The following is a 25,408-nucleotide window of genomic DNA, read 5'->3' on the forward strand; positions in this document are numbered from 1 at the left end:
CCGTTATCTTTGCTGATACTGTTAACCCCGAACGTTGATAACTGTGCGCTCGATCAGCCGATTATTCACTGCCTTAGCTGGCCTGCTTGTCTCTATCTCTTTAGTCGCACAAGTGCCTTTTGGGCCAATCAAACCTGCGCCCTCCGGCGACATTCTGTCCAACCTCAAAAAGCTGAACGTACTCGGAACAGCCCTGTACGTAGCGGCCCATCCTGACGATGAGAACACACTGCTGCTGGCGTATCTGGCCAAAGACCGGCTTGTTCGTACCGGCTACCTGTCGTTGACACGGGGCGACGGAGGCCAGAACCTGATTGGACCGGAACAGGGCGAATACATTGGTGTGATCCGAACGCAGGAACTACTGGCTGCCCGGCGCGTTGATGGGGCCGAGCAGTTCTTCAGCCGGGCTTACGACTTTGGGTTTTCAAAGTCCACCGACGAGGCTGTCCGGACCTGGGGCCGCGACAAAGTTCTGTCCGACGTTGTCTGGGTCATTCGCAAATACCGCCCGGATGTGATCATCACCCGCTTTCCACCCGATCAGCGGGCGGGTCACGGTCATCACAGTGCCTCGGGGTTTCTGGCCGAAGAAGCGTTCAGGATTGCGGCAGACCCAACCAAGTTTCCGGAGCAACTCCAGTACGTCAAACCCTGGCAGGCCAAGCGCATCATGTGGAATGTATTTATTCCGGGGGCGTTTCTGAGCAATAAAAAACCGGACGAAGCCGGTAACCTGATCGGTATCGAAACGGGTTTGTATAACCCGTTGCTGGGCAAGTCGTACGGCGAAATAGCGGCCGAGAGCCGGAGCCAGCACAAGAGTCAGGGCTTTGGGGTTTCGGCCAACCGGGGTGCCCGCGTGGATTATCTATTGCTGAAAGCAGGCGACCCGGCCGAAAAAGACCCGTTCGATGGCGTGGACATTAGCTGGAAGCGAGTGCCTAACAGCCAGGCCGTACAGGCGCAGGTCAACCAGTTAATCGCCGATTTCCGACCGGATCAGCCCGCAGCATCGGTACCGGCTCTGGTGCGGCTGCATCAGGCCATCAGCCAACTGGATACGACGAATCTGTACGTACGAACAAAGCGGCAGGAGGTTGAATCACTCATTCAGCAGTGTCTGGGACTCTGGTTCGAAACCAACCCCGCCGACTACGCTGCTACGCCGGGCGAAACCATCCGAATTACGACCAACATAGTCAACCGGGCCGAGTTGCCGGTGCAGTTGCTTTCGGTTCGGTACTCAACCGGCAAAGACACGACGCTTAACCTGCCCCTCAAACCGAACGACGTTGTGCTCCTGCCAACGACGGTTACGATCCCTCAGAATCAGAAGATTTCGCAACCGTACTGGCTTGAGAAACCAATTGATAAAGGGCTGTTCCAGGTAGATAACCAGCAGTTGATCGGTCTGCCCGAAAACCCGCCAGCTTTCACGGCCAGTTATACGTTTGAGATCGACGGGCAACGCTTTACATTCAGCCGGCCGTGGGTGTACAAATTCACCGATCCGGTCGAAGGCGAAATTTACCGGCCTTTTGTGGTGCAACCCAACATCATGGCTAATCTGGCCGAACGGGTCTACGTCTTTTCCGACAACGCGCCCAAAACCGCCGAGGTAGTGTTGAGGGCCGGTCGGGCCAATGTATCCGGAACCCTCAAACTCGACGCACCGTCGGGCTGGCGGATTCAACCGGCACAGCAGTCGTTCTCCATCGCTAACAAAGGCGCCGAACAACGGCTGTCGTTTCAGATTTCCCCGGCGGCAACGGCCGTAGAAACACAAAATGTTGCGTCTCTACGGGCCGTTATGACAACGAACAACGGTACGTTCACCAACGGTATCCGACTGGTAGCGTATCAGCACATCCCGACACAGACGCTCTTTCCCCCCGCGGAGGCCCGGCTGGTGAAGCTGGACGTGAAAGTAACGGCTAAAAACGTTGGCTACATCGTAGGTGCGGGCGACGAAGTACCGGCTGCGCTGCAACAGATGGGTTGCCGCGTTACGTTGCTCGGCCCCGCCGAACTCAACGGCGACCTGTCGGTCTACGATGCCATTGTGGTCGGCGTTCGGGCCTACAATACCAGTGAGTACCTGGCTAATTTCCAGCCCAAGTTAATGGACTACGTCAAAAACGGTGGAACGATGGTTGTGCAGTACGTAACGGCGGGCGGGGGTGGCCTTCTCCAGAATGGCCTGAAGGTGTCGCAGATGGGTCCTTATCCGTTCAGCGTTGGCCGGGAACGGGTCACGGAGGAAGACGCCAAAATGAATTTCATCAACCCACAGCATCCGTTGCTCAACAGCCCCAATAAAATTACGGAAGCCGATTTCAAAGGCTGGATTCAGGAGCGGGGAATATATTTCGCTCAGGACTGGGACAAGGCTTACGAGCCGATTTTCTCCGTCAACGACACCGGCGAAGCAGCCAAGCAGGGTAGCCTTATCTACGCCAAATACGGTAAAGGGCACTATATCTATACCGGTCTGGTGTTCTTCCGCGAGTTACCCGCCGGGGTGCCGGGGGCCTACCGCCTGTTCGCCAATATGATTTCGGTCGGGAAGTGATAGCAACGTGATTTGCCCTGCAAATTCGGTGCTGAGGAACCTTACCTGTCGGGTTTCGAACCCGACATCACTACCGTACTGGAGACCGGAGCAACTAACCGCGCTTGTCAAAAAATTGGGCTAACTTTCGAACCAGACCGACTAGTCGTCGTTATCGATTCCAGCGACAGCTTTCATTCCAGATTACGCACTTGTGAGTTATAAACAGCCTGAACTCCGAACCGTCCATGTGATCCGCTACGTGACGCCCCTGCGCGAGGGAGGTTCTTTGCCGGCAATTGCGGAAGCCGACGACGATTTTCTGTACGTACTCAAGTTTCGGGGAGCCGGACAGGGAACCAAGGCCCTCATCGCCGAACTGATTGCTGGTGAACTGGCCCGGGCGCTGGGGTTTCGGGTACCCGAGATTGTATTCGCTGAACTCGATCCCGCCTTTGGCCGCTCCGAACCTGATGAAGAAATACAGGACCTCCTGAAAGCCAGCGTGGGCCTGAACCTCGCCCTGCATTACCTCTCCGGCGCCATCACGTTCGACCCGATTGTGAACACCGTCGATGCCCGCCTTGCGTCGCAGATCGTATGGCTCGACTGCTTCGTGACGAATGTGGACCGCACGGCCCGCAACACCAACATGCTGATCTGGCACAAGGAACTCTGGCTCATTGACCACGGGGCCTCCCTCTATTTTCACCACTCCGGTCAGCCCTGGGAAGAGCAGGCCCGGCGGCCATTTGGACCCATCAAAGACCACGTGCTGCTGCCCCGGGCCTCCGAACTCGATGCTGTCGATGCGGAGTTTCGTTCGGTGCTGACCCCGGACGTCATTCGGTCAATCGTGTCGCTGGTCCCCGACGAATGGCTTACCAATGACCCATCGGTTGAGTCCGCCGATGAACAGCGACAGATTTATATTCAGTTTTTAGAGACCCGACTCGCCCACTCCGAAGTTTTTGTCAAGGAAGCGCAGCATGCCAGAAAAGCACTTGTTTGAATACGCCGTCATTCGGGTCGTACCCCGCGTAGAGCGCGAAGAATTTTTGAACGTCGGGATTATTGTTTACTGTCCGGGGCAGGGATTTCTACAGACAATGTATGAACTCCCCGAAGACCGGCTCCGGGCGTTTTCAGGGGAGCTTGACGTACCTGAACTGCACGAACGGCTCGGGGCGTTCGTGCGTATCTGCGCGGGCCGCTCCGAAGGTGGGCCGATCGGCCAACTGCCGCTTGCCGCCCGGTTCCGGTGGCTGACGGCCGCTCGCAGTACGGTGGTGCAGACGTCGCCGGTGCATCCAGGTCTATGCACCGACGCCCACGAGACCCTCACCCGCCTGTTCAGTCAGTTGGTGCTGTAAGTATACGGTTGGTGATTTCATCCAACGCCCAGAACCGCAGCTTACCTTTACGTTCGGCCTCACGCATCATTTCATCAGCCCCCGATGAAGGGCCACCCACGCGCAGAACGCCATCGCAATGGTCGATCAGCCGAACAGCAGCCGGGTGAAATAGCTCGTTGAAGATTGCGTCGCCGAGTTGCGTTGAGCCCGCCGTTTTGATTAATGGCAAGGCGGTCCACTCGCCACAAACAGGCATATGCCCTTTTCGATAAACGGCCAGCGCTACTTCCTCCATCTGGTGCATATTTTGGGCAATCAGCGCGGGGTCGTCGTTAGTCCCCGATCGGTATGGCCCAGCAATCAGGATCAGCATATCAGTTGAGGGATGTGGTGAGTTGACGAAGCCGCAGGTGTTGTAGTAGCATAATCGTCTTGCCGTCCCGAATCTCTCCGCTCCCGATCATGGCCATTGCCTGTGCCGTAGGTATTTCCATGACATCGATCTCCTCTTCGTCGACACCGCCCCCACCCCGGCGCTCCGTATCGGCGGAATACTCGGCAAGGTAGAAAAACAGCTTCTCCGTCACCGAACCGGGACTCATGTACGCTTCCATCACCTTCTCGACCGACTGAATCCGGTAGCCGGTTTCCTCTTCCGTTTCGCGCCGGATGGCATCGTCGGGCTGATCATTGTCAAGCAGACCCGCGCAGGCTTCGATCAGCATACCGGTTGGGTTGCCGTTGACGTAGGTCGGCAACCGAAACTGCCGGGTCAGGATCACCGTATCGGCCTCGGGGTTGTGCAGAAGGATGGTTGCACCGTTGCCTCGATCATAGGCTTCCCGTGATTGGGTTTCCCACTGCCCGTCTTTCCGCTGGTAGCTGAACGTGAACTTCTTCAGAATATACCAATTATCAGACAGCAGTCTTTCATCGAGAATCTTCACTCGTTCGTTTTGTAAAATGTTCATTGCTGTTTATTTTTGTTCATTACTGTGCAAATGTGATCACTGGGTATGAATTATCAAAATCGGAAACGGCTTATTTTGCAAACGGTCGAGCAGAAAGGATCGGTGGACGTTCAGGAACTGGCTCAATTGCTGCAAACGTCGGAGATGACCGTTCGGCGTGACCTGACGCAACTGTCGGCCGCGGGGCTGCTGTACCGAACGCGGGGGGGTGCCATGAAGGTCAGTTTAGCGACCGATGACTTCCGGTTTGCCAACAAAACGGCCGTCAATGCCGAACGAAAGGATCACATCTGCCAGTTGGCCGCCCAGCAGATTCAGGAAGGCGACGTAATCTTCATGGATTGCGGCAGTACGGTATTCCGGCTGTGTCAATTTATCCGGAACAAACGTATCACCGTCGTGACCAACTCGCTGCCGGTGGTAGCTGAGCTTCTGTCGTCGGACGTATCGGTTAATCTGGCGGGTGGCGAAGTAGATAAGGAACGCCAGGCTATTCACGGACTGATGGTCGAGGAGCACCTGGCCAGATACCGGGCAAACAAAGCGTTTATTGGTGTAGATGGTATTTCACTCAAAAACGGGCTGAGCGCCCACAGCGAAAAAGAAGCCAGCACGGCCACGACCATGGCCGCCCACGCCGACAGCGTGTATCTTCTCTGCGATTCATCGAAACTTGAACGGGACAAATACTTTCAGTTCGCCCCGCTGAGCCTGTTTGACGTCTTGATCACCGACCAAGAAGCCAGCAACGAAATCGTGGAGTCCTATCGTAAAGCGGGGATTATGCTGATCAACTGAATAAGAAACAGTTAGCTGATCATCCGTTCACTCAAAGGTTCAATGGTTTCCCAGTCAGATAGTAGAGATTAGCGAATACCCGGACGGCATTAGCGCCGAAACTATCCGGCTTGTCTATTCCTGAACTCTTATCTTGTTATCACTATGGCAACTGATGCAATTGTTACCCTGGAGCGCCTGCGGTGCATCAAAGAAAGCGACGGCAGCGGTCATTCTGAGCCGTTTATCTGGCCCGTACTGATCTGGATTGACACCAACAACGGCAACGTGAATATCGCCGATCTGGTCCTGGGCAATGCCCGCGTAGTGATCCGCAACAACATGCGGGCCGGCGAAACCGTCGACATTCCGGCCTCGGTCCGAACCTTACGGGTTCGCTTTGCCGAAAACCCGCAGCGCTTTCTCCTGATTCTGTCAGTCGTTCTGTGGGAGAACGACGAAACACCGGAAGCGGCCATGCGGGCCGGTTTTAAAGCTTTTTCGAGTGGCCTCAAGGAGGCTGTAATAGCCAACCTGCTGGAGTTACGAGCTGCGCAGGGTGACCCCACGGCCGAAGCTGCTGTCCGGGCAAAAATCGAAAAGCAGGTAAAAGAGGGCGTGGAAGAGGCTATAAAGGGTGGTTTAACGACCAGCCAGAAACTGCGGGTTAAGCTCGGTACGCTGAATCTGGACGACGTGGTTGGCAGCGATACCGAGAATCTCGGCTCGGTTGGACAAACAGCTTCTACCAGAGCGTTCACGCTGGCGTTCAGCAACCAATCGGGCAGCGAACAATACGAAATCATGGGTAATATGGCCGTGAAGCCGGTTCCTGTTGACCCCTGTCAGTCGGAGGTGAACGCGGTCAATGGGGCGCTGGTTACCATTGAAAGCATACGCAATCAAATTCGTTCGCTCCAGGAAGAACTTCGGAATGCCGCCGGTCCGCAAAAGTCCGGTATCATTGCCATGATCCGGGAACAGCAGGCCGAGCTACCCGCGGCTACAGCCGCGCTCGAACAGGCCCGCAAAGCGTTGCAGGTCTGCCGGAACCGCCAGGTAAATCAGCCAATTTTCGACATACCCGGCGGTGGGGTGCTTATTGACGTTGACTAATTACTACCAGGCAAGTTCTTTCTTATTCCGGAAAAACTTTCCCGTGGGGCCGTCGTTGTCGAGCAGGGCTGCCCAGACGATACCGGCGGCCCCATCCGCCACGGGTTGAGCGCCCATAGCTTCTCCCCCTTCGAAGGTCGCCGTGAAACCGGGGCATACGGCATTGATTAATACGTTACCTTCTTTTTCTTCCAGCGCCAGCTTCGAAGTCAGGGCGTTCAGCGCGGCTTTCGATACGGCGTAGCTCGTTCCCATCTGGTTGCTGGTCGACAGGCCAAACATGGGGTCGCCGTGCGAACCGGCCCCGCTGGAAACGTTGACAATCCGGCCGGCCGGGCTCTGCCGAAGCAGCGGCAGCAATGCCTGAATGAGCCGCCATGCCCCAAAGAGCGTGGTTTCCATCACCGCATGAGCCTGATCCAGGTCGGCCGTAGCAGCCTGTTCGCCGTAGGCCGACGTACCGGCCGCGTTGTTGATAAGAATGTCGAGCCGACCAATATCCTGCTGAATATGCTCGACAAGTTGCCGGATGCTTTCGGGCTGTGCTACGTCAAGGACATACGGCCGAACGTCCACTCCTTCGTCCTGCAAGCGGTTGGCCAGCGTTTCGGCGGCTTCCGGGCGCCGGGCTGTCAACAGGGTGATAATGCCCTGACTGGCCAGTTGTTGGCATACAGCAAACCCAATCCCTTCGGGCCGGCCAACGCCGGTGACCAGGGCGACCCGTTTGTTAGTTGCATCCATCTATTTTTGGTAATGAGTTCGTGAAATCTCGCTCAATCCTGTTTTCGGCTATTAAGTTTACGTACTTTGGCCATTTTTAGCAATTAATCAGCCTGACAATTATTGACTGATCTCCACCGTATGTGGCAAATCTGGATTGATACCGGCGGCACCTTCACCGACGGCCTTGCGCTTGACCCAACCGGCATTTTACATCGCACCAAAGTACTCAGCAGCAGCCAACTGCGAGGACGTTTGGTTGCAGGCTCAATACTAACAACCAGCGGTCAGACGTTCCGTCAGACCGAGTCACACAATGAGCCCAGGCCGGTCTCCGACGGTCTGACGGAACGTCTGACCGACTCACCCGACGACATGCTGACACAATCGCTCAGGCTCGAAGCGCCCTGGATCAAGGCACCCATCTTCGACGGTTATCGGTTGCGTGTAGTCGAGACCGGCGATGAATTTACGGTTCATTCGCTGACAACCGATGGTCTGCTTCAGCTTGCTGATACGGCCAGTGGGCAACGGTCCGACGCATCGGTTCGTCTGCACGCTGAAAAAACGGATTTACCGCTAACCGTCGAGTTGTTTACGGGCGAAGAAGCCCCCGTACTGGCCGCCCGCCTGCTCACCCAGACACCCCTGGGCCAGCCATTCCCGCCCCTGGAGATGCGGCTGGGTACGACCAAGGGGACCAACGCCCTGCTCGAACGCAAAGGCGGACGTGTGGCACTGCTAGTGACGAAAGGATTCCGGGACTTACTGACAATAGGCACGCAACAACGGCCGAATCTGTTCCAACTGGCCATTCCCCCCGCCGAAGTGCTGTACGAAAACGTGCTGGAAGTAGACGAGCGCCTGACTGCCGACGGACAACCTCTGACACCCATTTCGGCTGATACCATCCGGCAGCTTATTGAGCAGCTTCAACAGCAGCGCCCCGATGCCGTAGCGATCTCCCTGCTGAACGCGTACCGTAATCCAACTCATGAACACCAGCTCCGCGATGCACTGACGGCTGCGGGATTTGACACCATTACGCTGTCGACGGACGTATCAACCGCTCCGCAGTACGTTTCCCGCACCCAAACGGCTGTAGTCGATGCCTACCTGACACCGGTGTTAAAAACCTACCTGACCAATATTCAGGCGCAATTAAGCGGGAACCCTTCCATCTGGGACCATCCAGTCCCGGACCATCCGGTCCGGGTCATGACCAGCGCGGGGGGATTGGTGAAAGCGGAGTTGTTTCGACCGAAAGATAGCCTGTTAAGCGGTCCGGCCGGGGGGATTATCGGCTCGGCAAGCGTTTGGGCTAAACTCCCTCTTAGAAATTCCCAACAACGTGTGCCACGCCAGAACGAGGTTCAGATGGGTGTGTTAACCCTCGATATGGGCGGTACAAGCACTGACGTTGCCCGAATCCAGAATGGGCTGGATTACCGATTTTCTACTAAAATCGGCCAGTTTGACCTGCAACTACCATCGCTCGCCATCGAAACCGTAGCGGCCGGGGGCGGTTCCATCTGCTGGTTCGATGGTCAGTTGCGGGTTGGTCCGCACAGCGCGGGAGCGACTCCCGGTCCGGCCTGCTACGGAGCCGGTGCTCCCGGCCAGCCATTGCTGCTGACCATTACCGATGTTAACCTGCTGCTGGGCAAGTTGCACCCGGCCCAATTCGGGATTCCGGTGTTCCCCGATAAAGCGGAAGCCGCCCTGCAACAGATCCTCGACCAGATCGGCGACACCGACCGGCTGACGGTCCTGCGCGGCTTTGAACGTATCGCCGACGAAGCGATGGCCGGGGCCATTCGCAAGATTTCCGTACAACGCGGCTTCGACCCGAGGGACTATGCCCTGCTGGTATTCGGTGGTGCGGGCGGCCTGCATGGATGCTCGGTTGCCCGGCTGCTTGGTATTGAGCAGTTGGTCTTGCCGTTTGACGGCGGGCTGCTCAGTGCCTATGGCATGGGGCAGGCACGTATTGAGCGCATGGCGTCGCGATCGGTGTTGCTGCCACTGACCGAAGTAGAACCCATATTGCCAGACCTGATCCTGGCGCTGGCGACTCAGGCTAAGGACGAACTAACGGCCGATGTAGGGACAGACCAGCCGATCGACGTACAGTCTGTTGTGCTCTACATGCGTCTGAAAGGCCAGGAAACCTCGCTTCCTGTTCCGTTAGCGGGCCATTTAAATGGCCCGCTAACGGAACGGTTTCAGTCGCACTACCAGCATCTTTATGGCCACTACCCCGAAGGTCGCTCTATTGAGGTAGAGAGCATTCGGGTACTGGCCAGCACTCAGACCGAGCAGACGGCCATTAGCCAGCCACCCACCCTGCATCGCCACGTCGTTCCTGCCTTCCAGGCCGGCCCGTACCCCGCCTACGACTGGACCGAATTACAGGAAGGCGATACGTTTCGCGGACCGGCGCTGCTGCTCAACCGAACCTCTTCGGCTTTCATCGAAGCAGGCTGGCGTCTGATCGTTCAGGCCGACCAGAACGCGGTGGTCGACTACATCGCCGATGTAGACGAGCCGACTGAACCTGAACTCAATGACGTAGCACAAACCGAATTATTTGCCCGGCGGTTTATGGCCATTGCCGAAGAAATGGGCGCTCAGCTTCAGCGCACCGCCTTTTCGACCAATGTCAAAGAACGGCTCGACTTCTCCTGCGCCCTGCTGGATCAGAATGCTCAACTGGTTGCCAACGCCCCGCACATTCCCGTTCATCTGGGCAGCCTGGGGGTATGCGCCCGGCTGGTACTCGAGAAACTCTCAATCGGCCCCGGCGATGTAGTCATTACCAACCACCCTAAATACGGTGGCTCGCACCTACCCGACGTTACGTTGCTGAGCGGGGTCTTCTCCGACGAGGATGAATTAGTTGGCTACGTAATCAACCGGGCGCACCACGCCGAAATTGGCGGTCGAGTGCCCGGTTCCATGCCGCCCGATGCCACTAATCTGGCCGAGGAAGGCGTTGTGCTGGAGCCGCAGTACGTCGTAAAAAACGGCGTATTTCGCTGGGATGGCCCCGATGGTCTGGCCACGCGGTTCACTGACGGCCCCTACCCGACCCGCGCCCTGGCCGAAAACCGGGCCGACATCGAAGCGGCTCTGGCTTCCCTACGAGCGGGCGAACAGGCTCTGAAACAACTGGTTCGTCAGCATGGGTCACCGGCAGTTCAGCATTATATGCAGCAACTGAAGCAATCGGCGGCCCAGGCTATCCACCAGCGCCTGACCGGAGGTCTGACGCGGTACGTCCCCCAACAAGCTATCAACATACCACCTGAAGATCAAACTGATAACGACCATCAGACCTCCGGTCAGACGATGGTGACGCTGGTGCAGGCTGAAGAAGCCCTCGACGACGGCCACCGGATTGTCGTTCAGCTAACGCTTGACCAGCAGACGTTAACAGTCGATTTTACGGGTACTTCGCCGGTTCATCCCAACAATCTCAACGCTAACGTATCCGTTCTGCACAGTGCCGTGCTCTACGTGTTGCGGCTCTGGATTGAAGCGGATTCGGCTGATCCGTCGGCATCGGGAAGCATCCCGCTGAACGAAGGCCTGATGGAACCCGTTCGATTGATCCTGCCCGAATCCTCTTTTCTCAATCCAGTCTTTTCCGAAGACGGCCACACCTGCCCGGCCGTAGTGGGCGGTAACACAGAGGTCAGCCAACGCCTGGTTGACACGCTCCTGAAAGCCCTGGGATTAGCCGCCTGTAGCCAGGGAACGATGAACAATTTCCTATTCGGCACCGATGCATTTGGCTATTACGAAACCATCGGGGGTGGCGCGGGTGCCACGGTGGGGGCCGACGGCCGTTCGGCAGTGCATCAGCACATGACCAATACGAAACTCACGGACCCCGAAGAACTCGAACGGCGCTACCCTGTCCGGCTCCACCAGTTCAGCATCCGAGAAGGCTCTGGAGGAGCCGGCCGTTGGCGCGGTGGCGATGGAATTATCCGGGAGATTGAGTTTCTGGAACCGGTGCAGGCAACGCTCCTGAGTCAGCACCGGATCGTGGCGCCTTATGGGCTCAACGGTGGCGATTCGGGGAAGCCGGGCCGACAGACCCTGCTTCATGCGGATGGCACCGTAGACGACTTACCCGGCATTTTTTCGCGGGCGATGCAAACCGGCGACCGAATCCGGATCGAAACACCGGGGGGCGGTGGGGTTGGCTAGTTTCCCGTTTCGTTGTATGTTAGGCCCATGATTGATCAAGTGAAAGCCGCTTTTTTTGGGGCGGCCGTCGGCGACGCGCTGGGCGTACCGGTTGAGTTTATGTCAAGAGCAGCCCTGAGCCGAAACCCGGTTATTGATTACAGAGGATACGGCGTCTGGCATCAGCCACCGGGTACTTTTTCAGATGATAGTTCGCTCTTTTTCTGCACGGCCGAGAGCCTCTGCCACGGTTTTGACGTAGTAGACGTTGCTAACCAGTTCGTTCGCTGGTACCAGCAAGGCTACTGGGGTGCCCATGATGAGGTGTTTGATATTGGCGGTGCAACACGAGCAGCGCTTACACGAGTCATTAATGGAGCCAGCCCGGCCTTATCAGGTGGATTTCTGGAGCACGACAATGGGAACGGCTCGCTCATGCGGATTTTACCCATCGCGTTTTACCTACGTAACGAGCCGTCGATGCGTGCCCGATTTGATACGGTCAAAGACCTTTCGGCTATCACGCACGGTCACTTCCGTTCGGTGATGGCCTGCTTTGTTTACGTCGAACTGGCCATTCAACTGCTGGTCGACGCTGACATTCCGGTCGCCTATGCTCGAATGCAGACCCGTGTTAACGACTTCATTGCCGAAAACTCGTTCTCACCGGCCGAAATCCAGTTGTTTGACCGAATCCTGAAAGCCGATCTGTCCAGTGTCAGCGAGCAGGATATCCGCAGTTCCGGCTACGTACTGGATACGCTGGAGAGTGGTCTTTGGTGCCTATTGACTACCCAATCGTTTGACGAAGCGGTATTAAAAGCGGTGAATCTGGGCGAGGACACCGACACCACCGGAACGGTCACGGGCGGGTTGGCCGGGCTGGCATACGGCTACGGGGCCATTCCAACCCACTGGATTCATGACCTCGCCAAACGGGAAGCGATCGGGAAGCTGGCCGAGCGTTTTGCCCAGCGGTATATGTAGTAAACTACTGCTCAAACCGTTCAGCTCTCCCAGGCTCCCAGCAACCGCCGGACGACGATGATCTCACCGACGTGGTAAGCCGTATGGTCGGCGATGAGCAGGGCTTCGCGGAGCAAATTTTGTCCGTCGCCGTGCGGGAAGGGTTCGTATAAATCGTGTTGAGGGTCCTGAAGTAAGCCAATGAATGCATCCCGGTCCTGGCGGATGCGGGTGAGGGTGTCGTCCCAGGCAGCGTCGTCGGCCGGAGCCACTTCCTTAGGCCAGTAGCCCTCCGGCCAGGGCGGTGACTGATAAGCCGGATCGCGGGAAAACTCCAGGATGTCGTGCTGCGTAACGCGGATGTGATCGACCAGTTGCCAGATGCTATATGGCAGCTTGTCCGGCACAACACCCCGCAGCGTTGGCGGCAGATCCCGTAGCGCATCCTCCAGTGACTGATGGGCCTCGGAGCGGGTCAGAAGTTTAACCAGTTGGTTACGGAGCGCGGTTTCTCCGACAGACTGTTGCGTGGGTTGAGCCATGAAATCCCGGATTGTAGTTTCAGCTTTTGACTCGCTCCAAGGCCCTTTTGTTTGCCTATATCCTCTCTTTTGTTAACCAAAGAGGTCAAGATCTGGTATCCCCGCTACGCTGCCCCACGTACTTACCGCTGGTACACCCGGACGTAATCCACCTCGAAGCGGCTCGGGAACGTAGTGGCCGTGGGGTCTCCGCCGTTGTCGCCACCGATGGCCAGATTCAAAAGCAGGTAGTGCGGCTGGTGAAACGGATTGACGTTCGTGCCGTCGCCGTTGATGGTTTCGGTTAGCTCAACCCGGTTCAGTAACAGATCATCCACGTATAGGCTGATCGCGGTCTGATCCCAGTCCATACGCCAGACGTGAAATTTCTTCGACCAGGCAGGGTCGTTGAATGACTCAATGGCTCTGGTTGTTGTTCGCCACTTGGCCGTATATCGTTTATTTGTGCCCCACGCTATGTTGGCCAGCAGCATGTTACGATAGTACTCCATGATGTCAATCTCGCCGTTGGATGGCCATTCGCCCGCTACGCCCAGCGTCCAGAACGCAGGCCATAGTCCCGGCCGGGTATCGATACGTCCCCGCATTTCGAAGCGACCGTATTGCCAGCTATGCAGACCGGCAGTTTTCAGGCTCGAAGAAGTGTATTCAATGGTTGATCGCCCGGTTTTCCAGTTTGTGCTGCCCGCCTGGTAGTCAGGATTCGGGCGGCTCTCCCGACGGCCTTCGATCACCAGCATACCATTCCGGCAACGGGCGTTGTCGGGCTGGTACCACTGGCGTTCGTGGTTCCGGACAAACCCCTTTTCGAACGTCCAGTTCGCAGGGTCTGGCGGACCATCTACGTTGAATTCATCGGCCCAGACCAGCTTCCAGACCGTATCCGACGGTGCGACCTGCCGGGAAGTTGTCACTGGAAATGATTCTGGTGCAGACATCAGGCCTAAGCCAATGGCGGAGAGTCCTAAAAGGGGTACGAATCGATTCATACTTGCGATTTGTTTGCTTGCGTAAAAGAACTGAACTACGTTTACCTATCCAATTTGGTCAATTAGTTACCCCCTATGCTTCGATTTGTCGTCTTCTTAGTTGCAGCAGCCAGTCTTGCTCAGTCCGTTTCAGCCCAGAAACAAATCTGTATTACCGTCGATGATCTACCAACAGTATCCCGGGTTTATCAAACAGCCGGTGGTCGGGACACCCTGACCCAGCGCCTGCTCAGCCACCTTACGCACCACCGGGTTCCGGCCATCGGGTTCGTGATTGGCAATCTGCTCCTGACCGAATCCCGCGTTGATTCCGGGCAGATCAGGCTGCTGAACCGCTGGCTGGATGCGGGTATGGAGCTTGGTAATCATACGTTCGCTCACAAAGACTACAACAACGTATCAGCGCCGGTTTATCAGCAGGATGTGCTGGGCGGAGAAACGCTACTGAAACCCCTGCTTCAGCAACGCGGTCAGTCGCTACGTTACTTCCGACATCCGTTCCTGCACCGGGGTAACACACCGGGCAAATGCGATTCGCTGAGTCAATTTCTGAGCAGCCGGGGGTATCAGGAAGCGCCAGTTTCGGTCGATAATGGCGATTACCTGTTCTCGGCGGCCTATGATCGGGCCTTATTGCAGCACAACGCAACCCTGGCCGCGTCTGTTGGCAACCAGTACGTATCGTACATGCTGGACTGTATTCACTATTACGAAGCTCAGGCCGACTCGCTGTTTAGTCGGCCCATTCCGCACATTCTGCTGATGCACGCCAACACCATCAATTCCGTTTACCTCGGCGAACTGCTGACCCGTTTAGCCGCCGACGGGTATAGCTTCATACCGCTGGAACAGGCTCTGCAAGACCCGGCCTACCGCTCAACGGACAAATACGTCGGCAAGGCCGGTATTTCGTGGCTCCACCGCTGGGCGCTGACTCAGGGCAAAAAGGGCAGCTTCTTCAAAGGCGAACCCGAAGTTCCCGAAGTGATCAATACGTTGGCAACCGGCCGATGACGGCGGTCTTTTTTTGCCGATTTCACGTTGGAAGACATGCAATTTCGTACATTAATGCATCCTCTTCACAACGCACATTTAGTATGAAACGCTTCCTGACTGCCCAATGTCAACTGCTTGTTTTTCTCGTTGTCTGTCTAGCTGTACACACCAGTTTCGGGCAAAGTACGTCGACAATTAAGGACTTCTGTATCGACAAAAACAGAATTTGGATCTTAACCAGCAACGGGTCCATTCAGCAGCTGGACCCCAAAACCCGCCAGACGCTTGCGGAGGAAATTATCGATGAACAGGAAAGCGCGCTACAATCACTAACCCTCGATCAGGCCGGGGCGCTGATCGTAACCGACGATCAGCAGCGTATCCGTCGGTACAACCCTGCTAAAAAGAACTGGCAGTTGGTAGCGACCTCGCCACATAAGCTGTTTGGTGTTACGTTCAACCGCCAGAACCGGTGTTTTCTGCTTACTAACAAAGGGATCGTTGACCCGAACACCCAGACAACATTTTTCCCGGATACGTCTTTTTACCTGAATCATCAAATACGGTATAAAAACGGCTGGTTTGAGAAACCTACGTTTTTCATGGACCGCCGGGATAATCTGTGGGTCGGTTTTGCCTACGGCGAATGGGGTGGTGATTTATTTATCTTCGACACGAAGCAGTTAAAATTTATCCGCCCTCAACTTGCTGATTTCAAAATCGAGTTGAATTGCATACAATCAATCTGCGAAGACGATACATCTGTGTTTGTGTCGGCTGGGATGAGTCATTTTACAGCCCGTGGCGGCTTATTACAATTCAATAAGGTTGATGGAGGTATTCTGCTCAAAAGCGATTCGTACTGGAAGAAAATCTCCTCCAATCGCTCACAATTAACGAACGGTGAATACATTGGACCCGTAGCGATTAACCCTACTAACAATCACCTGTACTTCTACTCCCAGAACGGCATCTTCCAGGGCGATCTGACCAAAGACCTTTCTACGATTGAGAACTGGCAAAACCTTGTCAAACCGACGCTGACATGGACCGCTGGACAAAAAAACGCCGTGGGACCGGCTATGAACGTCCTGAAAATGCAGTTCACCAATTCCGGAACACTGGTATTTCTTACCGAACACGACGGCATTGGTCTGTACGACAAAGCCGGTTTAACCCTGGTTCGATGAAAAGCCGCATAGAAAACGACTGACTCAATGGCGTTCGAACGCCGACTGCCAACAATTTTCGGTTAATCGGGTTATTTCAAAAAGAATTTTCTCACTCGGCTTATGACAACTGATTTGAACAAACCCGAAACGCAGGACAAAGCGGTAAAAAACATTCAACCGAACATCGGCCTTGATCAGAAGGTCCTCAAAAAGGATAACGAACTCCTCAATGCCTACCTGTCGGATCTTCACGTATTGTACATCAAAACCCGCAAGTACCACTGGAACGTGGCGGGACCGAGCTTTAAGGAATACCACGAGTTTTTCGAAGAGCAATACAAGGCGCTCGAAGAAATGATCGACGAAGTGGCCGAGCGCATCCGGACGCTGGGTGGCAAGCCCTTCTCGACCATGGCCGACTTTATCGGAGGAACGAGCCTGGAAGAAGATCAAAGTGGTGAAGTGAAAACCCGCGACATGTTTGAGCGGTTGCTGACCGACCACGAACAGGTAGTTCGCGAACTGCGGGGCGATGTCGACACCTGCGAAGAGATTAACGACGCCGGCACTGCCGACTTCCTGACGGGCCTGATGGAAGCCCACGAAAAAATGGCCTGGATGCTGCGGAAATACCTGTCGTAGTTCATCCGATCAACGTACTCTTACAAAACGCGGTCGTGCCGGTTGGCGCGGCCGCGTTTTGTTTGTTTTTACCCTGATTGTCGGCTAACATTATAGGCGGCTCTTACCGCTTTTCGAAATCATTGCCGGTCGGTCAGACGTACCGTCAGACCTTTGATTAACTTTGTTCTGGTCTGACGGTACGTCAGACCTTCCTAAACCTTTACCGCTATGAACTTCTCTCGACGTCGGTTTCTGGGTGCAACCACCAGCCTGACCGGTGCGGCCTTCCTCAGCGAAATGCCGGTCGTGACGGCCCGCTCCACTACGGCCCCGATGCCCATTTCCTGCAACTCGTACACCTGGCACACATTTTACGAACGACAGGGCAAAAAATGGATGGCTGACCCAGACGCGTCGATGGCGGAGTTTGCCAAAACAGGGCTGACGGCCTATGAACCGGGACTCGGCAATGTGGACGAGGTACGAACGCTCGCTCCGCTGCTGAAAAAATACGGTTTGTCCATGCCCTCGATCTACGTTAACAGCAGTTTGCACCGGGCCGACGAAGCGCAGCAGTCGATTAAAGCCGCGCTGGCGATTGCCGATGCCGCGAAAGACCTCGGTACGCGCCTTGTTGTGACCAATCCTAACCCCATTAAATGGGGCACAAATGACGACAAGAGCGACGCCGATCTGATCGAACAGGCCAACAATCTGGATCGCCTGGGTGCCGAGCTCCGCAAACGTAGCATGACTCTGGCCTACCACACCCACGCACCCGAACATCGGCAGGCTGCCCGCGAGTTTCACCACATGCTGCTGGGCACTGACCCCAAAAACGTATCACTCTGCCTGGATGCACACTGGGTTTACCGCGGGTCGGGCAATTCGCAGGTTGCGCTCTTCGACGTCGTGAAGCTCTATGGCAAACGTATCGCCGAAGTTCACATCCGGCAGTCGCAGAACGGTATCTGGACCGAAACGTTCGGCGACGGCGACATCGACTACCGCCGACTGACCGCTGAGCTTAAAGCACAGGGCGTTCGACCCCTGCTGGTGCTGGAACAGTGTCTGGAAAAGGGATCACCTAACACAATGGGACCAGTTGAAGCCAGTAAACAGGATCTGGCGTCGGCCAGGGATGTATTTGCGGCATTGATCGGCTGATTGATACGTAATATACCGTTCGTTTTCAGGAGTTATAGGCCAGAAACGTAAGCAGTTCCAACGGTTGAGTAGTCAAAAAGGTCCTGTAGTAAACGACAATGGTATGCGGACGTTTCGCAAGCTGACCTTTCTGCTTTTGTTAGGCGTTCTGGGTTGTGAAGTCCCCAACACAACGCTTCCTAAAACGCTTGACCTGCGAACGTTTCAGGTATCTACGCCCGGTGGGTGGTGGTCCGTCGACGACGTAGGTTTTGACTCACAGGTAGGCCGACTGACCGATGGCGTCACTACGTTATCCTACGATTATGGCTGGTATTCGTACCGGTTCAATCAGGAAACGGCCGCAACTCACGAACGTACGCAGACCACTGTCGACGGCCGACCGGCCCTGCTTGTCCGCCCGCGCCAAAAAGGCCGGGGTATCATCGGCGTGTACATTCAGAAAGATACGTCTAATCGGCTGACCATTTTTGGCCGCGACGTGATGGATGAAGAAACCATCCTTAAAATACTACAGTCGGTTCGCTTCAACTAACTGCCGACAGAAGTAGCTTCTTCCGGGACGAAAATACCCATGAAACTTCACATTTTCGGTGCGTCCGGTTCTGGCGTCACTACGTTGGGAACGACACTGGCTTCAGCAGCTTACCTGCCCGGTGATACAAATTCGGGAGGATACGTCCGTTGAGCAGCGGGTAACCAATGTAATGCGGGCAATCAGTAAACTGGCCTCATAAACAGACTATAATTCACGATTTCTGCCCATTTCGGCCGTCCAAAAACTATTAAAACTATAGGGTATAATTGTTGTTAATACAATAGTTTACGTTACTCCTTCTAACAACGTTATGAAAACTATACTTAAATGGTCACTGGGCGCAGCGGCTGGCCTGGGCCTTGTCGTGGCCTGTTCCGATGCCGAAAACATCTTCAAGGAAATGATTCCGGAAACGAACGATCAGCCCACAACCGCCCAGGTGCAGGGCTATGTGTTTCGGCCGGCCCTCGTGGATGCTACCGACGCAAACATCCGGCAACTGAAAGCACCGGCGGGTTTCACTATCACTAAATATGCCGGTGAATTAGGAAAACCCCGGATGCTCGCCGTCAGTCCGGCTGGTCATGTGTACTTTTCGGATCGGGAAGCCGGTACCGTCACGCTGCTCCGCGACTCGAACAACGACGGACTTCCCGACAGCAAAACCACCGTTGCGAACCTGAAACAGGCCCACGGGCTGGCCGTATACGCCGGGAAGCTATACATCGCGACGGTAAAAGAAGTATACTCCGCTCCTATCAATACCGACGGTACGCTCGGACAGCCGCAGCAATTGATCAATGATCTGCCCGATGGCGGTCAGCATGCCAACCGCACCATCGCCTTCGGACCAGACGGTATGATGTACATCACGGTAGGTAGTACCTGCAACGCCTGCGCCGAGACAAACCCCGAGAACGCAACTGTTCTGCGGGCTAACCCGGATGGATCTGGCCGGAAAATCTTCGCCAAGGGTCTGCGCAATACCATCGGATTCGGCTGGCACCCTACCACCAAAGAACTGTTTGGTCTGGACCACGGCATCGACTGGCTGGGCGATGAAGAACAGAAGGAAGAAGTAAACAAACTGGTTCAGGGAGCCGACTACGGCTGGCCGTATATCTACGGAGAAGGTAAATACAACCCCGCCGACCGGCCAAAAGGCGACACGACGTATCAGCAGTATCTTCAGAAAACGACCCTGCCCCTGCTCACGTACCAGGCCCACAGCGCCCCGCTGGGCATGGTTTTCTATAACGGCACCAAGTTTCCGGCTGAGTATCGGAACGACGCCTTTGTAACCATGCGCGGTTCGTGGAACCGGAGCGTCCCGTCGGGTTATAAAGTTGTGCGGCTGCATTTCGAAAACGGCCAGCCTACCCGCTTCGATGACTTCGTAACAGGTTTCCTGATTGATAACAACCGCTCGCAGTTTGGCCGACCGGTCGGTATTGCTGTTCATACCGATGGATCGCTCCTGTTCACCGACGATAACAACGGCGTTATCTACCGCGTAAGTCATGGAGGTTAGATTACATCCGTATTAACCTCATCTTCTGTATATTGCTAAGGTCTGCCGGTGGGCAGACCTTTTTTGTAATTCACAACCCAACGTACCTATTTCTTATCCAGATCATGCAGGCTTCCCTGGAACAATACATCCGCGACCGGATCGGGGCCGATGATGCACAATTGGGTGAGGTATTAAGCCACTTCGTCCCGCTTAAAACCCGGCGGAATCAGCTATTGGTCCGCGAAGGTGATGTTTGCCGATATTGCTATTTTATCATAAAGGGCTGCGTACAGGTCTTCGTCTATGACCGCAACGGCGACGAAAGTACCCGCGACATTGTCGTTGAAAACAATTGGGTTTCTGAGTTATACAGCTTTGGTAACCAGGCACCCGCCCGGGAAAACATCCGCGTTGTTGAGCCTGGCCAGTTGATGGCCATCGGCTTCGACAGTTTTCAGAAAATGGTCCAGACGGTCCCACCCTTCGAGCAAATTTACCGGCAAATCGTGGAGCAGTCGTATGTCAATTCGGTTTTCCGGCTCAATACGTTCGTAGCGATGGATGCCCTCGAACGCATGCAATGGATTAAAGAATACCAGCCCAAACTTCTTGCCCGGCTGTCGAGCAAGCTCGTGGCCTCCTACCTCGGCATCTCCCCCGAAACCTACAGCCGGCTCAAAGCCCGGCTCTGAAAACCTTGACAATTGTCAATGTTCGGCGGCTGTCAATCGCGCACTTTTGCATAAGTAATTCGCTATAAATCAACAACAAGCAACACTATGCAGAATGTACGCGAACAAGTGGCTGCCCTCAACGAACTAGTGGCCCAGTACCGCTATCCGGAAGCGTTCGACCGGTTCTACGACGAATCGCTGCTTAATTATGAGAACGAACAGCCACCGATGGTGGGCCTGTCGGCCGAACGCGATGCCATGGCCAATTTTCTCGCTTCCGTGGCCGACCAGCCGCATACGGCTGAGCTAAAAAATGTCCTGGTTGCCGACAATATTTCTGTCAGCGAATGGCTCTATGACTTCACCCACAAAGACTGGGGTAAACGCCGGTACACACAATTCACGGTCCAGCGCTGGAAAGACGGCAAGGTAATTCACCAACGGCATCACTACGCCACCAGCTAACACTACCGATATGACCGAGTACATGCTTTTATTCCGCAACCTCAGTGGCGACGGGCAGTACCTTTCCACACCCCAGGATATGCAGGATGATATGCCCCATTGGCAGCAATGGATGGGCAACATCGCCCAGCAGGGAAAACTGGTATCGTCGAAGCCGATCGACTATGCCGGGGTGCTTATCAGCAACAGCGGCACCACCAACGGTCCGCATCGGCAGGCCGGCGAAGTAGTAGCGGGCTACCTCATCTGCAAAGCCGACAGCCTGGACGAAGTCATCGCGTTTGGCCAGACCTGCCCGATTCTGAAGTACCCGCATGGGAGCGTTGAAATCCGGTCTATCCTGCCGTTTGAACTATAATATCATTCACCCAATCTCTGTAAACAACTATGAGCAAGATCATTAGTCTGGGGCGATGGCTCTTTCTGCTGTCGCTGACCCTCTACGTTTTTCTACATTTCGCCCTGGCCGATTTCGGCGTTAAGGAATTTGTACCGTCCTACCTGCCGTTCCCTTACGTCTGGAACTACGTCACGGGCCTCTGCATTCTGGCTTTTATCATCAGCGGGCTGGTAGGTCGGTTCGACAAGCTGGCGGCCCTGCTCTTCGCACTCTATCTGGTGCTGGTTATCCTGCTGGTACACGTACCCGATGCCAGTACGAACCAACAGGATTTTCAGAACATTTTCCGGGGGCTCAACATGCTGGGTGCTACCCTGATGTACGCCGGAGCCTTCGCCCGCGACAACTGGCTGCCGTTTGTGGTCTCTGCCAAACCCGCTGTTCACCAGTAATATCCGGCGGCACGTACAAACAAAAAACCCCGACACCGTTGGGTGTCGGGGCATCATAGGTGGGATACGGAAAAGCCTTATTTCGCCTTTGACGCTGTGGCAGCGCCGTCTTTGCTGGCTACCGCATTGATTTCAACCGTGAAATCGTCGTAGATCGCCTTATCGCCGATGTTTTCAAAGAACGACTTCGAACCGTAGCGGATGTCATACTTCGTGCGGTCGAGCGTAGCTTTACCCGTAACGGCTACCGTGTTACCGTTTGCCTTCACCGTAGCGGGGAAGGTTACAGCGTTGGTAATGCCTTTGATGGTCATATCGCCCGTCACAGTGTATTCACCAGCGGCTTTACCCGGCGTTACTTTCGTGATTTTGAACGTTGACGTTGGGAACTTGGCTGTATTGAAGAAATCTTCCGACTTCATGTGGCCGATGAACTTGGCGTTGTAACCGGCATCAGTCAGGTCCGTAGACGTAATGCTGTTCATGTCGATCGTGAACGAACCACCGGTCAGCTTGCTACCATCGAGCATCAGTGAACCGTCCTGGATTTTTACCGTACCGTAGTGCTCACCCGTTACTTTCTTACCGTTCCACTTCAGTACGCTTTTCTGGGTATCCAGTTTGTAGGTGGCTTCTTTTTTGCCCGGGGCAACAAAAGCCGATGCACCTGCCACCAGCACAACTGCGGCCAGGCTAGCTAAAAATTGACGTGTTTTCATAGGACTACTTGTGTTTGGAAATGAGTTGTATTCAGTAAAATTAAAAATTGCAATTATCGTCTTAGCCGATCGAGCAACTGGCTAAGTTGTAAAGCTTCCTCATCGGTCAGCTTGTTGTTCAGTTCAACCTCATAATCAGCCTGCACCACATCCAGCTTTTTGAGCAGATCAAGCCCCTTGCTGGTAATGACCACATCAACGGCCCGGCGGTCGCTCGGACACTCCGTACGCTGCACCAGTTTTTTCAAAACCAGTTTATCCACCAGACGCGATGCATTCGACATTTTATCGAGCATACGCTCCGTTATATCACTTACTTTAACCGGATTCGGATACTGACCGCGCAGGATACGCAACACGTTATACTGCTGCAACGTCAGGTCATAGGGTTTTAGTAAGTGCATCTGCGCATTCGCAACCCAGTTACTCGTAAACATCAGGTTGACGATCAACCGATGGTATGGGTTACGGAACGTTGGTTGTTTGATATCTGTTTCAATAGACATGCCGCAAATATAATGTTATTACATTTGATGTAACAACATTATATACAAAAAAAGTTTCAGCGGTATGGAATAATCTGGGGCGCTGCGATATCAAAGTCGCGGAAGCGGAGAGCCGGAATCCCTTCAAACGCATATCGGAATTCCTGCCGGTTGTTTGGAATGTTCGGGAAATAAGACAACCGAATCTGGAAACTGTTGAACGTCAGGTTCTCGTTCCGCAGTCGGAAACCAATCCCATATCCCTGATAAAAAGGTCCTCGAAACATTGATTGATTTTTGAACGAAATTAAACCTACGTTGGCAAAGGTGATAAATGCCACCCGAAAACCAAGAAAATTCAGTCTTGAAAAGACAATGTTCTCGTAATTCAGCAATATTCGTTTTGTTCCACGCAGAAAATCGCTGTTAATCCCGATTCCATCAATATACGTACCAGTTGAGGTACCGCCACTCAGCGATATGAATTCGTCGGAAAACCGGTTGATGCCTCTGGTAAAGCGGGCATTGACGAAATGGCGCATATTACCCATCGGGCTCATGTGCAGTGGACTGAAATAATTTGACTCCAGCGACAGAATTCCCTGTTCAAGGCCTGTCGTACGACTGAATCCCCCCAGACTCGTCAGGGCGTAGAGGTACCCAACGTTTTTAAAGTACCGTCCGTACGAAAAATTCAGACCGGTGTACATCCGTCTACCCAGTTCAGCATTATCTACGCCCCCCACAATCGAAACCAGCCCCCCCACCGGTACGTCTTCGGTGCGGCCAAAACCATAAATCAGTACGTCGCGGACGTATTTGCGGAGCGAAAACCCAACGCTTACCAGCGTGGTCCGGCTATCCTGGTACAGTTGGTTGGTATCGGCCGTTACGGTCGGGCGTTGATTGTAGTCATAATTGGTCTTTCGCAGGGCCACAATCAACCGTGCCCGGCCTTTCTCCTCGGTATTCCGGCGGCTGTAGAACATCCGAAACGATCGGCCGATCCATATATCACTGTACGTGTACGACAGCGGCACAAGCTGAATGCTGTCGTTGCGATCGAAAACCCGGTTGTTGATGCGGAAATGACTCAACTCGAGCGAACCGGCGTATTTGGTATCGGGCGTCAGAAAAGGCCTGAAAAGTCGGGCCGATGCCTGCTTACGGTCGCGCAGGTAGATGAAATCGGCCTGTGCCGTCAGGAAAGTCTTACCGATGAACGGGACGGTATAACGCCCCTGGTATTCGAGTTTCTGCCGCGGGTCCCGACCGTTGTACGCAACCTGACTGAATAGCTGGTGCCCCAGTCCCCGGAAATTTCGCTGCTCAAACCCGACACTGAACCGATCCAGCCCGCCCACACTACCATTAGGTTGCAGCGACCAGACATCCTGCGTAATTACGTATACATCGACGAACTGCCGGCTCCCGTCGCGGGGCACCACCAGAATCCGGGCGTCGTGGAAGATCGCCGTGTTCCGCAGTAGCCGTTCGTTGTCGCGCAGTACGGTCGGGTCGACGGTGTCGCCTTCCTTGAACAGCAGGTATGACCGGCGGATAACGCCCTCGCGGGTATTTGTGTGCAGGCTGTTACCAACTCGTTCGACCCAGTTGTTTGTTTTGCGTAGCGTGTCGTAGACCGATTGACCAAACACGTTGAGCCGTCTGAAGTAGATATCGCCGATGATACGCCCTTCGTACGGAAGGAACGGATTCACTTCAATCTGATTTACCTCACCCGTTTTGATGCGGCTGTTATAGACATCGCGGAACAGGGCGTCGTAGAGCTGGCGGGTCAGCCGAAATTTGTACATGCGCTGTTTCAGGCGCGAGTAAAAAATACTGTCCCGCTGCATCAATACGCTATCGGCCACAGCCGTCGAGAGCGGGGTAGCCAGCGAATCGGTAGCTCCTTTCTGCTGATTTAGCTGCGTTGCGGATGTGTCCTGCTGCGCCCACACGCCCGTGGTAACTGCACACACCACGAACAGCCACACTGGGAGCCAGCGCAGTGGACGAATGAAGCGGTGTAGTGTCAACGGAATCACAGACAATTCGACAGCTAGAATA

At 54.8% G+C, this 25,408-nt stretch carries 25 protein-coding genes; 17 read left to right on the forward strand and 8 right to left on the reverse strand.

Features of this window, described 5'->3' with window-relative positions; translation table 11 throughout:
- Positions 1-43 precede the first annotated feature (43 nt).
- The 3 genes from BN8_RS13490 (at position 44) to BN8_RS13500 (ending at position 3,927) form a co-directional block, all read left to right on the forward strand.
- Positions 44-2,575 (forward strand): PIG-L family deacetylase, encoded by a 2,532-nt coding sequence (locus tag BN8_RS13490; RefSeq protein ID WP_009282443.1) that lies wholly within the window; start codon positions 44-46, stop codon positions 2,573-2,575.
- 193 nt (positions 2,576-2,768) lie between these two features.
- Positions 2,769-3,566 (forward strand): HipA family kinase, encoded by a 798-nt coding sequence (locus BN8_RS13495; RefSeq protein ID WP_009282444.1) that lies wholly within the window; start codon positions 2,769-2,771, stop codon positions 3,564-3,566.
- Positions 3,544-3,927: a DUF3037 domain-containing protein gene (locus BN8_RS13500; RefSeq protein WP_009282445.1), complete on the forward strand. Its 384-nt coding sequence runs from the start codon at positions 3,544-3,546 to the stop codon at positions 3,925-3,927. The genes BN8_RS13495 and BN8_RS13500 overlap by 23 nt, the downstream gene beginning before the upstream one ends.
- Here BN8_RS13500 and BN8_RS13505 read toward each other — a convergent pair.
- Both BN8_RS13505 and nudK read right to left on the reverse strand, forming a co-directional pair.
- On the reverse strand, positions 3,908-4,282 hold the full coding sequence (locus tag BN8_RS13505; RefSeq protein WP_009282446.1) for a hypothetical protein: 375 nt from the start codon (positions 4,280-4,282) through the stop codon (positions 3,908-3,910). The two genes, BN8_RS13500 and BN8_RS13505, sit on opposite strands and share 20 nt — an antisense overlap.
- 1 nt (position 4,283) lies before the next feature.
- Positions 4,284-4,880, reverse strand: coding sequence for a GDP-mannose pyrophosphatase NudK (gene nudK / locus BN8_RS13510; RefSeq protein WP_009282447.1), 597 nt, complete (start codon positions 4,878-4,880; stop codon positions 4,284-4,286).
- 45 nt (positions 4,881-4,925) lie between these two features.
- On the opposite strand from nudK, the gene BN8_RS13515 reads away from it, so the two are divergent.
- Both BN8_RS13515 and BN8_RS13520 read left to right on the forward strand, forming a co-directional pair.
- Positions 4,926-5,678 (forward strand): DeoR/GlpR family DNA-binding transcription regulator, encoded by a 753-nt coding sequence (locus tag BN8_RS13515; RefSeq protein ID WP_009282448.1) that lies wholly within the window; start codon positions 4,926-4,928, stop codon positions 5,676-5,678.
- A gap of 144 nt (positions 5,679-5,822) precedes the next feature.
- Positions 5,823-6,773 carry a hypothetical protein gene (locus BN8_RS13520; RefSeq protein WP_009282449.1) on the forward strand — a complete coding sequence of 317 codons (951 nt, stop codon included), beginning with the start codon at positions 5,823-5,825 and terminating at the stop codon, positions 6,771-6,773.
- Positions 6,774-6,776: 3 nt separating this feature from the next.
- Here BN8_RS13520 and BN8_RS13525 read toward each other — a convergent pair whose 3' ends face one another.
- Positions 6,777-7,517: an SDR family NAD(P)-dependent oxidoreductase gene (locus tag BN8_RS13525; RefSeq protein WP_009282450.1), complete on the reverse strand. Its 741-nt coding sequence runs from the start codon at positions 7,515-7,517 to the stop codon at positions 6,777-6,779.
- A 120-nt stretch (positions 7,518-7,637) separates the two neighbouring features.
- Between BN8_RS13525 and BN8_RS13530 the strand changes: the two genes are divergently transcribed.
- Both BN8_RS13530 and BN8_RS13535 read left to right on the forward strand, forming a co-directional pair.
- The gene (locus BN8_RS13530) at positions 7,638-11,714 is read left to right on the forward strand and encodes a hydantoinase B/oxoprolinase family protein (protein WP_009282451.1); all 4,077 of its coding nucleotides are present in this window, start codon (positions 7,638-7,640) and stop codon (positions 11,712-11,714) included.
- Between the two features lie 27 nt (positions 11,715-11,741).
- Positions 11,742-12,680, forward strand: coding sequence for an ADP-ribosylglycohydrolase family protein (locus tag BN8_RS13535; protein ID WP_009282452.1), 939 nt, complete (start codon positions 11,742-11,744; stop codon positions 12,678-12,680).
- Between the two features lie 20 nt (positions 12,681-12,700).
- On the opposite strand, the gene BN8_RS13540 is transcribed toward BN8_RS13535, so the two are convergent.
- The gene (locus BN8_RS13540; protein ID WP_009282453.1) at positions 12,701-13,201 is read right to left on the reverse strand and encodes a DinB family protein; all 501 of its coding nucleotides are present in this window, start codon (positions 13,199-13,201) and stop codon (positions 12,701-12,703) included.
- A gap of 122 nt (positions 13,202-13,323) precedes the next feature.
- A complete protein-coding gene (locus tag BN8_RS13545) occupies positions 13,324-14,190 on the reverse strand; it encodes a glycoside hydrolase family 16 protein (protein WP_009282454.1) in 867 nt (288 codons plus the stop codon).
- Between the two features lie 75 nt (positions 14,191-14,265).
- Between BN8_RS13545 and BN8_RS13550 the strand changes: the two genes are divergently transcribed.
- The 10 genes from BN8_RS13550 to BN8_RS13595 all read left to right on the forward strand — a co-directional run bounded on the left by BN8_RS13550 (position 14,266) and on the right by BN8_RS13595 (position 22,131).
- The gene (locus BN8_RS13550) at positions 14,266-15,204 is read left to right on the forward strand and encodes a polysaccharide deacetylase family protein (RefSeq protein ID WP_009282455.1); all 939 of its coding nucleotides are present in this window, start codon (positions 14,266-14,268) and stop codon (positions 15,202-15,204) included.
- A gap of 83 nt (positions 15,205-15,287) precedes the next feature.
- Positions 15,288-16,376: a ligand-binding sensor domain-containing protein gene (locus BN8_RS13555; RefSeq protein ID WP_040005796.1), complete on the forward strand. Its 1,089-nt coding sequence runs from the start codon at positions 15,288-15,290 to the stop codon at positions 16,374-16,376.
- 102 nt (positions 16,377-16,478) lie between these two features.
- Positions 16,479-17,000, forward strand: a complete 522-nt coding sequence (locus BN8_RS13560) for a Dps family protein (protein WP_009282457.1) — start codon at positions 16,479-16,481, stop codon at positions 16,998-17,000.
- Positions 17,001-17,210: 210 nt separating this feature from the next.
- The gene (locus BN8_RS13565) at positions 17,211-18,149 is read left to right on the forward strand and encodes a sugar phosphate isomerase/epimerase family protein (protein ID WP_009282458.1); all 939 of its coding nucleotides are present in this window, start codon (positions 17,211-17,213) and stop codon (positions 18,147-18,149) included.
- Positions 18,150-18,252: 103 nt separating this feature from the next.
- Complete coding sequence (locus BN8_RS13570; RefSeq protein ID WP_009282459.1) at positions 18,253-18,684, forward strand: hypothetical protein; 432 nt, start codon at positions 18,253-18,255, stop codon at positions 18,682-18,684.
- 313 nt (positions 18,685-18,997) lie between these two features.
- Positions 18,998-20,218 (forward strand): PQQ-dependent sugar dehydrogenase, encoded by a 1,221-nt coding sequence (locus tag BN8_RS13575; RefSeq protein ID WP_009282461.1) that lies wholly within the window; start codon positions 18,998-19,000, stop codon positions 20,216-20,218.
- A 104-nt stretch (positions 20,219-20,322) separates the two neighbouring features.
- Entirely contained in the window at positions 20,323-20,892 is a 570-nt protein-coding gene (locus BN8_RS13580) for a Crp/Fnr family transcriptional regulator (protein WP_009282462.1), read from the forward strand.
- Positions 20,893-20,979: 87 nt separating this feature from the next.
- Positions 20,980-21,339 (forward strand): SnoaL-like domain-containing protein, encoded by a 360-nt coding sequence (locus BN8_RS13585; protein ID WP_009282463.1) that lies wholly within the window; start codon positions 20,980-20,982, stop codon positions 21,337-21,339.
- Between the two features lie 10 nt (positions 21,340-21,349).
- The gene (locus tag BN8_RS13590) at positions 21,350-21,697 is read left to right on the forward strand and encodes a YciI family protein (RefSeq protein WP_009282464.1); all 348 of its coding nucleotides are present in this window, start codon (positions 21,350-21,352) and stop codon (positions 21,695-21,697) included.
- A 29-nt stretch (positions 21,698-21,726) separates the two neighbouring features.
- The gene (locus tag BN8_RS13595) at positions 21,727-22,131 is read left to right on the forward strand and encodes a hypothetical protein (protein ID WP_009282465.1); all 405 of its coding nucleotides are present in this window, start codon (positions 21,727-21,729) and stop codon (positions 22,129-22,131) included.
- Between the two features lie 77 nt (positions 22,132-22,208).
- On the opposite strand, the gene BN8_RS13600 is transcribed toward BN8_RS13595, so the two are convergent.
- Genes BN8_RS13600 through BN8_RS13610 form a run of 3 tightly spaced genes read right to left on the reverse strand, consistent with a single transcriptional unit; the run spans position 22,209 to position 25,377 of the window.
- Positions 22,209-22,850 carry a YceI family protein gene (locus tag BN8_RS13600; RefSeq protein WP_009282466.1) on the reverse strand — a complete coding sequence of 214 codons (642 nt, stop codon included), beginning with the start codon at positions 22,848-22,850 and terminating at the stop codon, positions 22,209-22,211.
- A 53-nt stretch (positions 22,851-22,903) separates the two neighbouring features.
- Entirely contained in the window at positions 22,904-23,356 is a 453-nt protein-coding gene (locus tag BN8_RS13605) for a MarR family winged helix-turn-helix transcriptional regulator (RefSeq protein ID WP_009282467.1), read from the reverse strand.
- Positions 23,357-23,412: 56 nt separating this feature from the next.
- Entirely contained in the window at positions 23,413-25,377 is a 1,965-nt protein-coding gene (locus BN8_RS13610; protein WP_009282468.1) for a BamA/TamA family outer membrane protein, read from the reverse strand.
- Between the last annotated feature and the right edge of the window lie 31 nt (positions 25,378-25,408).

The sequence above is a fragment of the Fibrisoma limi BUZ 3 genome, from assembly GCF_000296815.2.
In the GTDB taxonomy this organism is placed as follows: Bacteria; Bacteroidota; Bacteroidia; order Cytophagales; family Spirosomataceae; genus Fibrisoma; species Fibrisoma limi.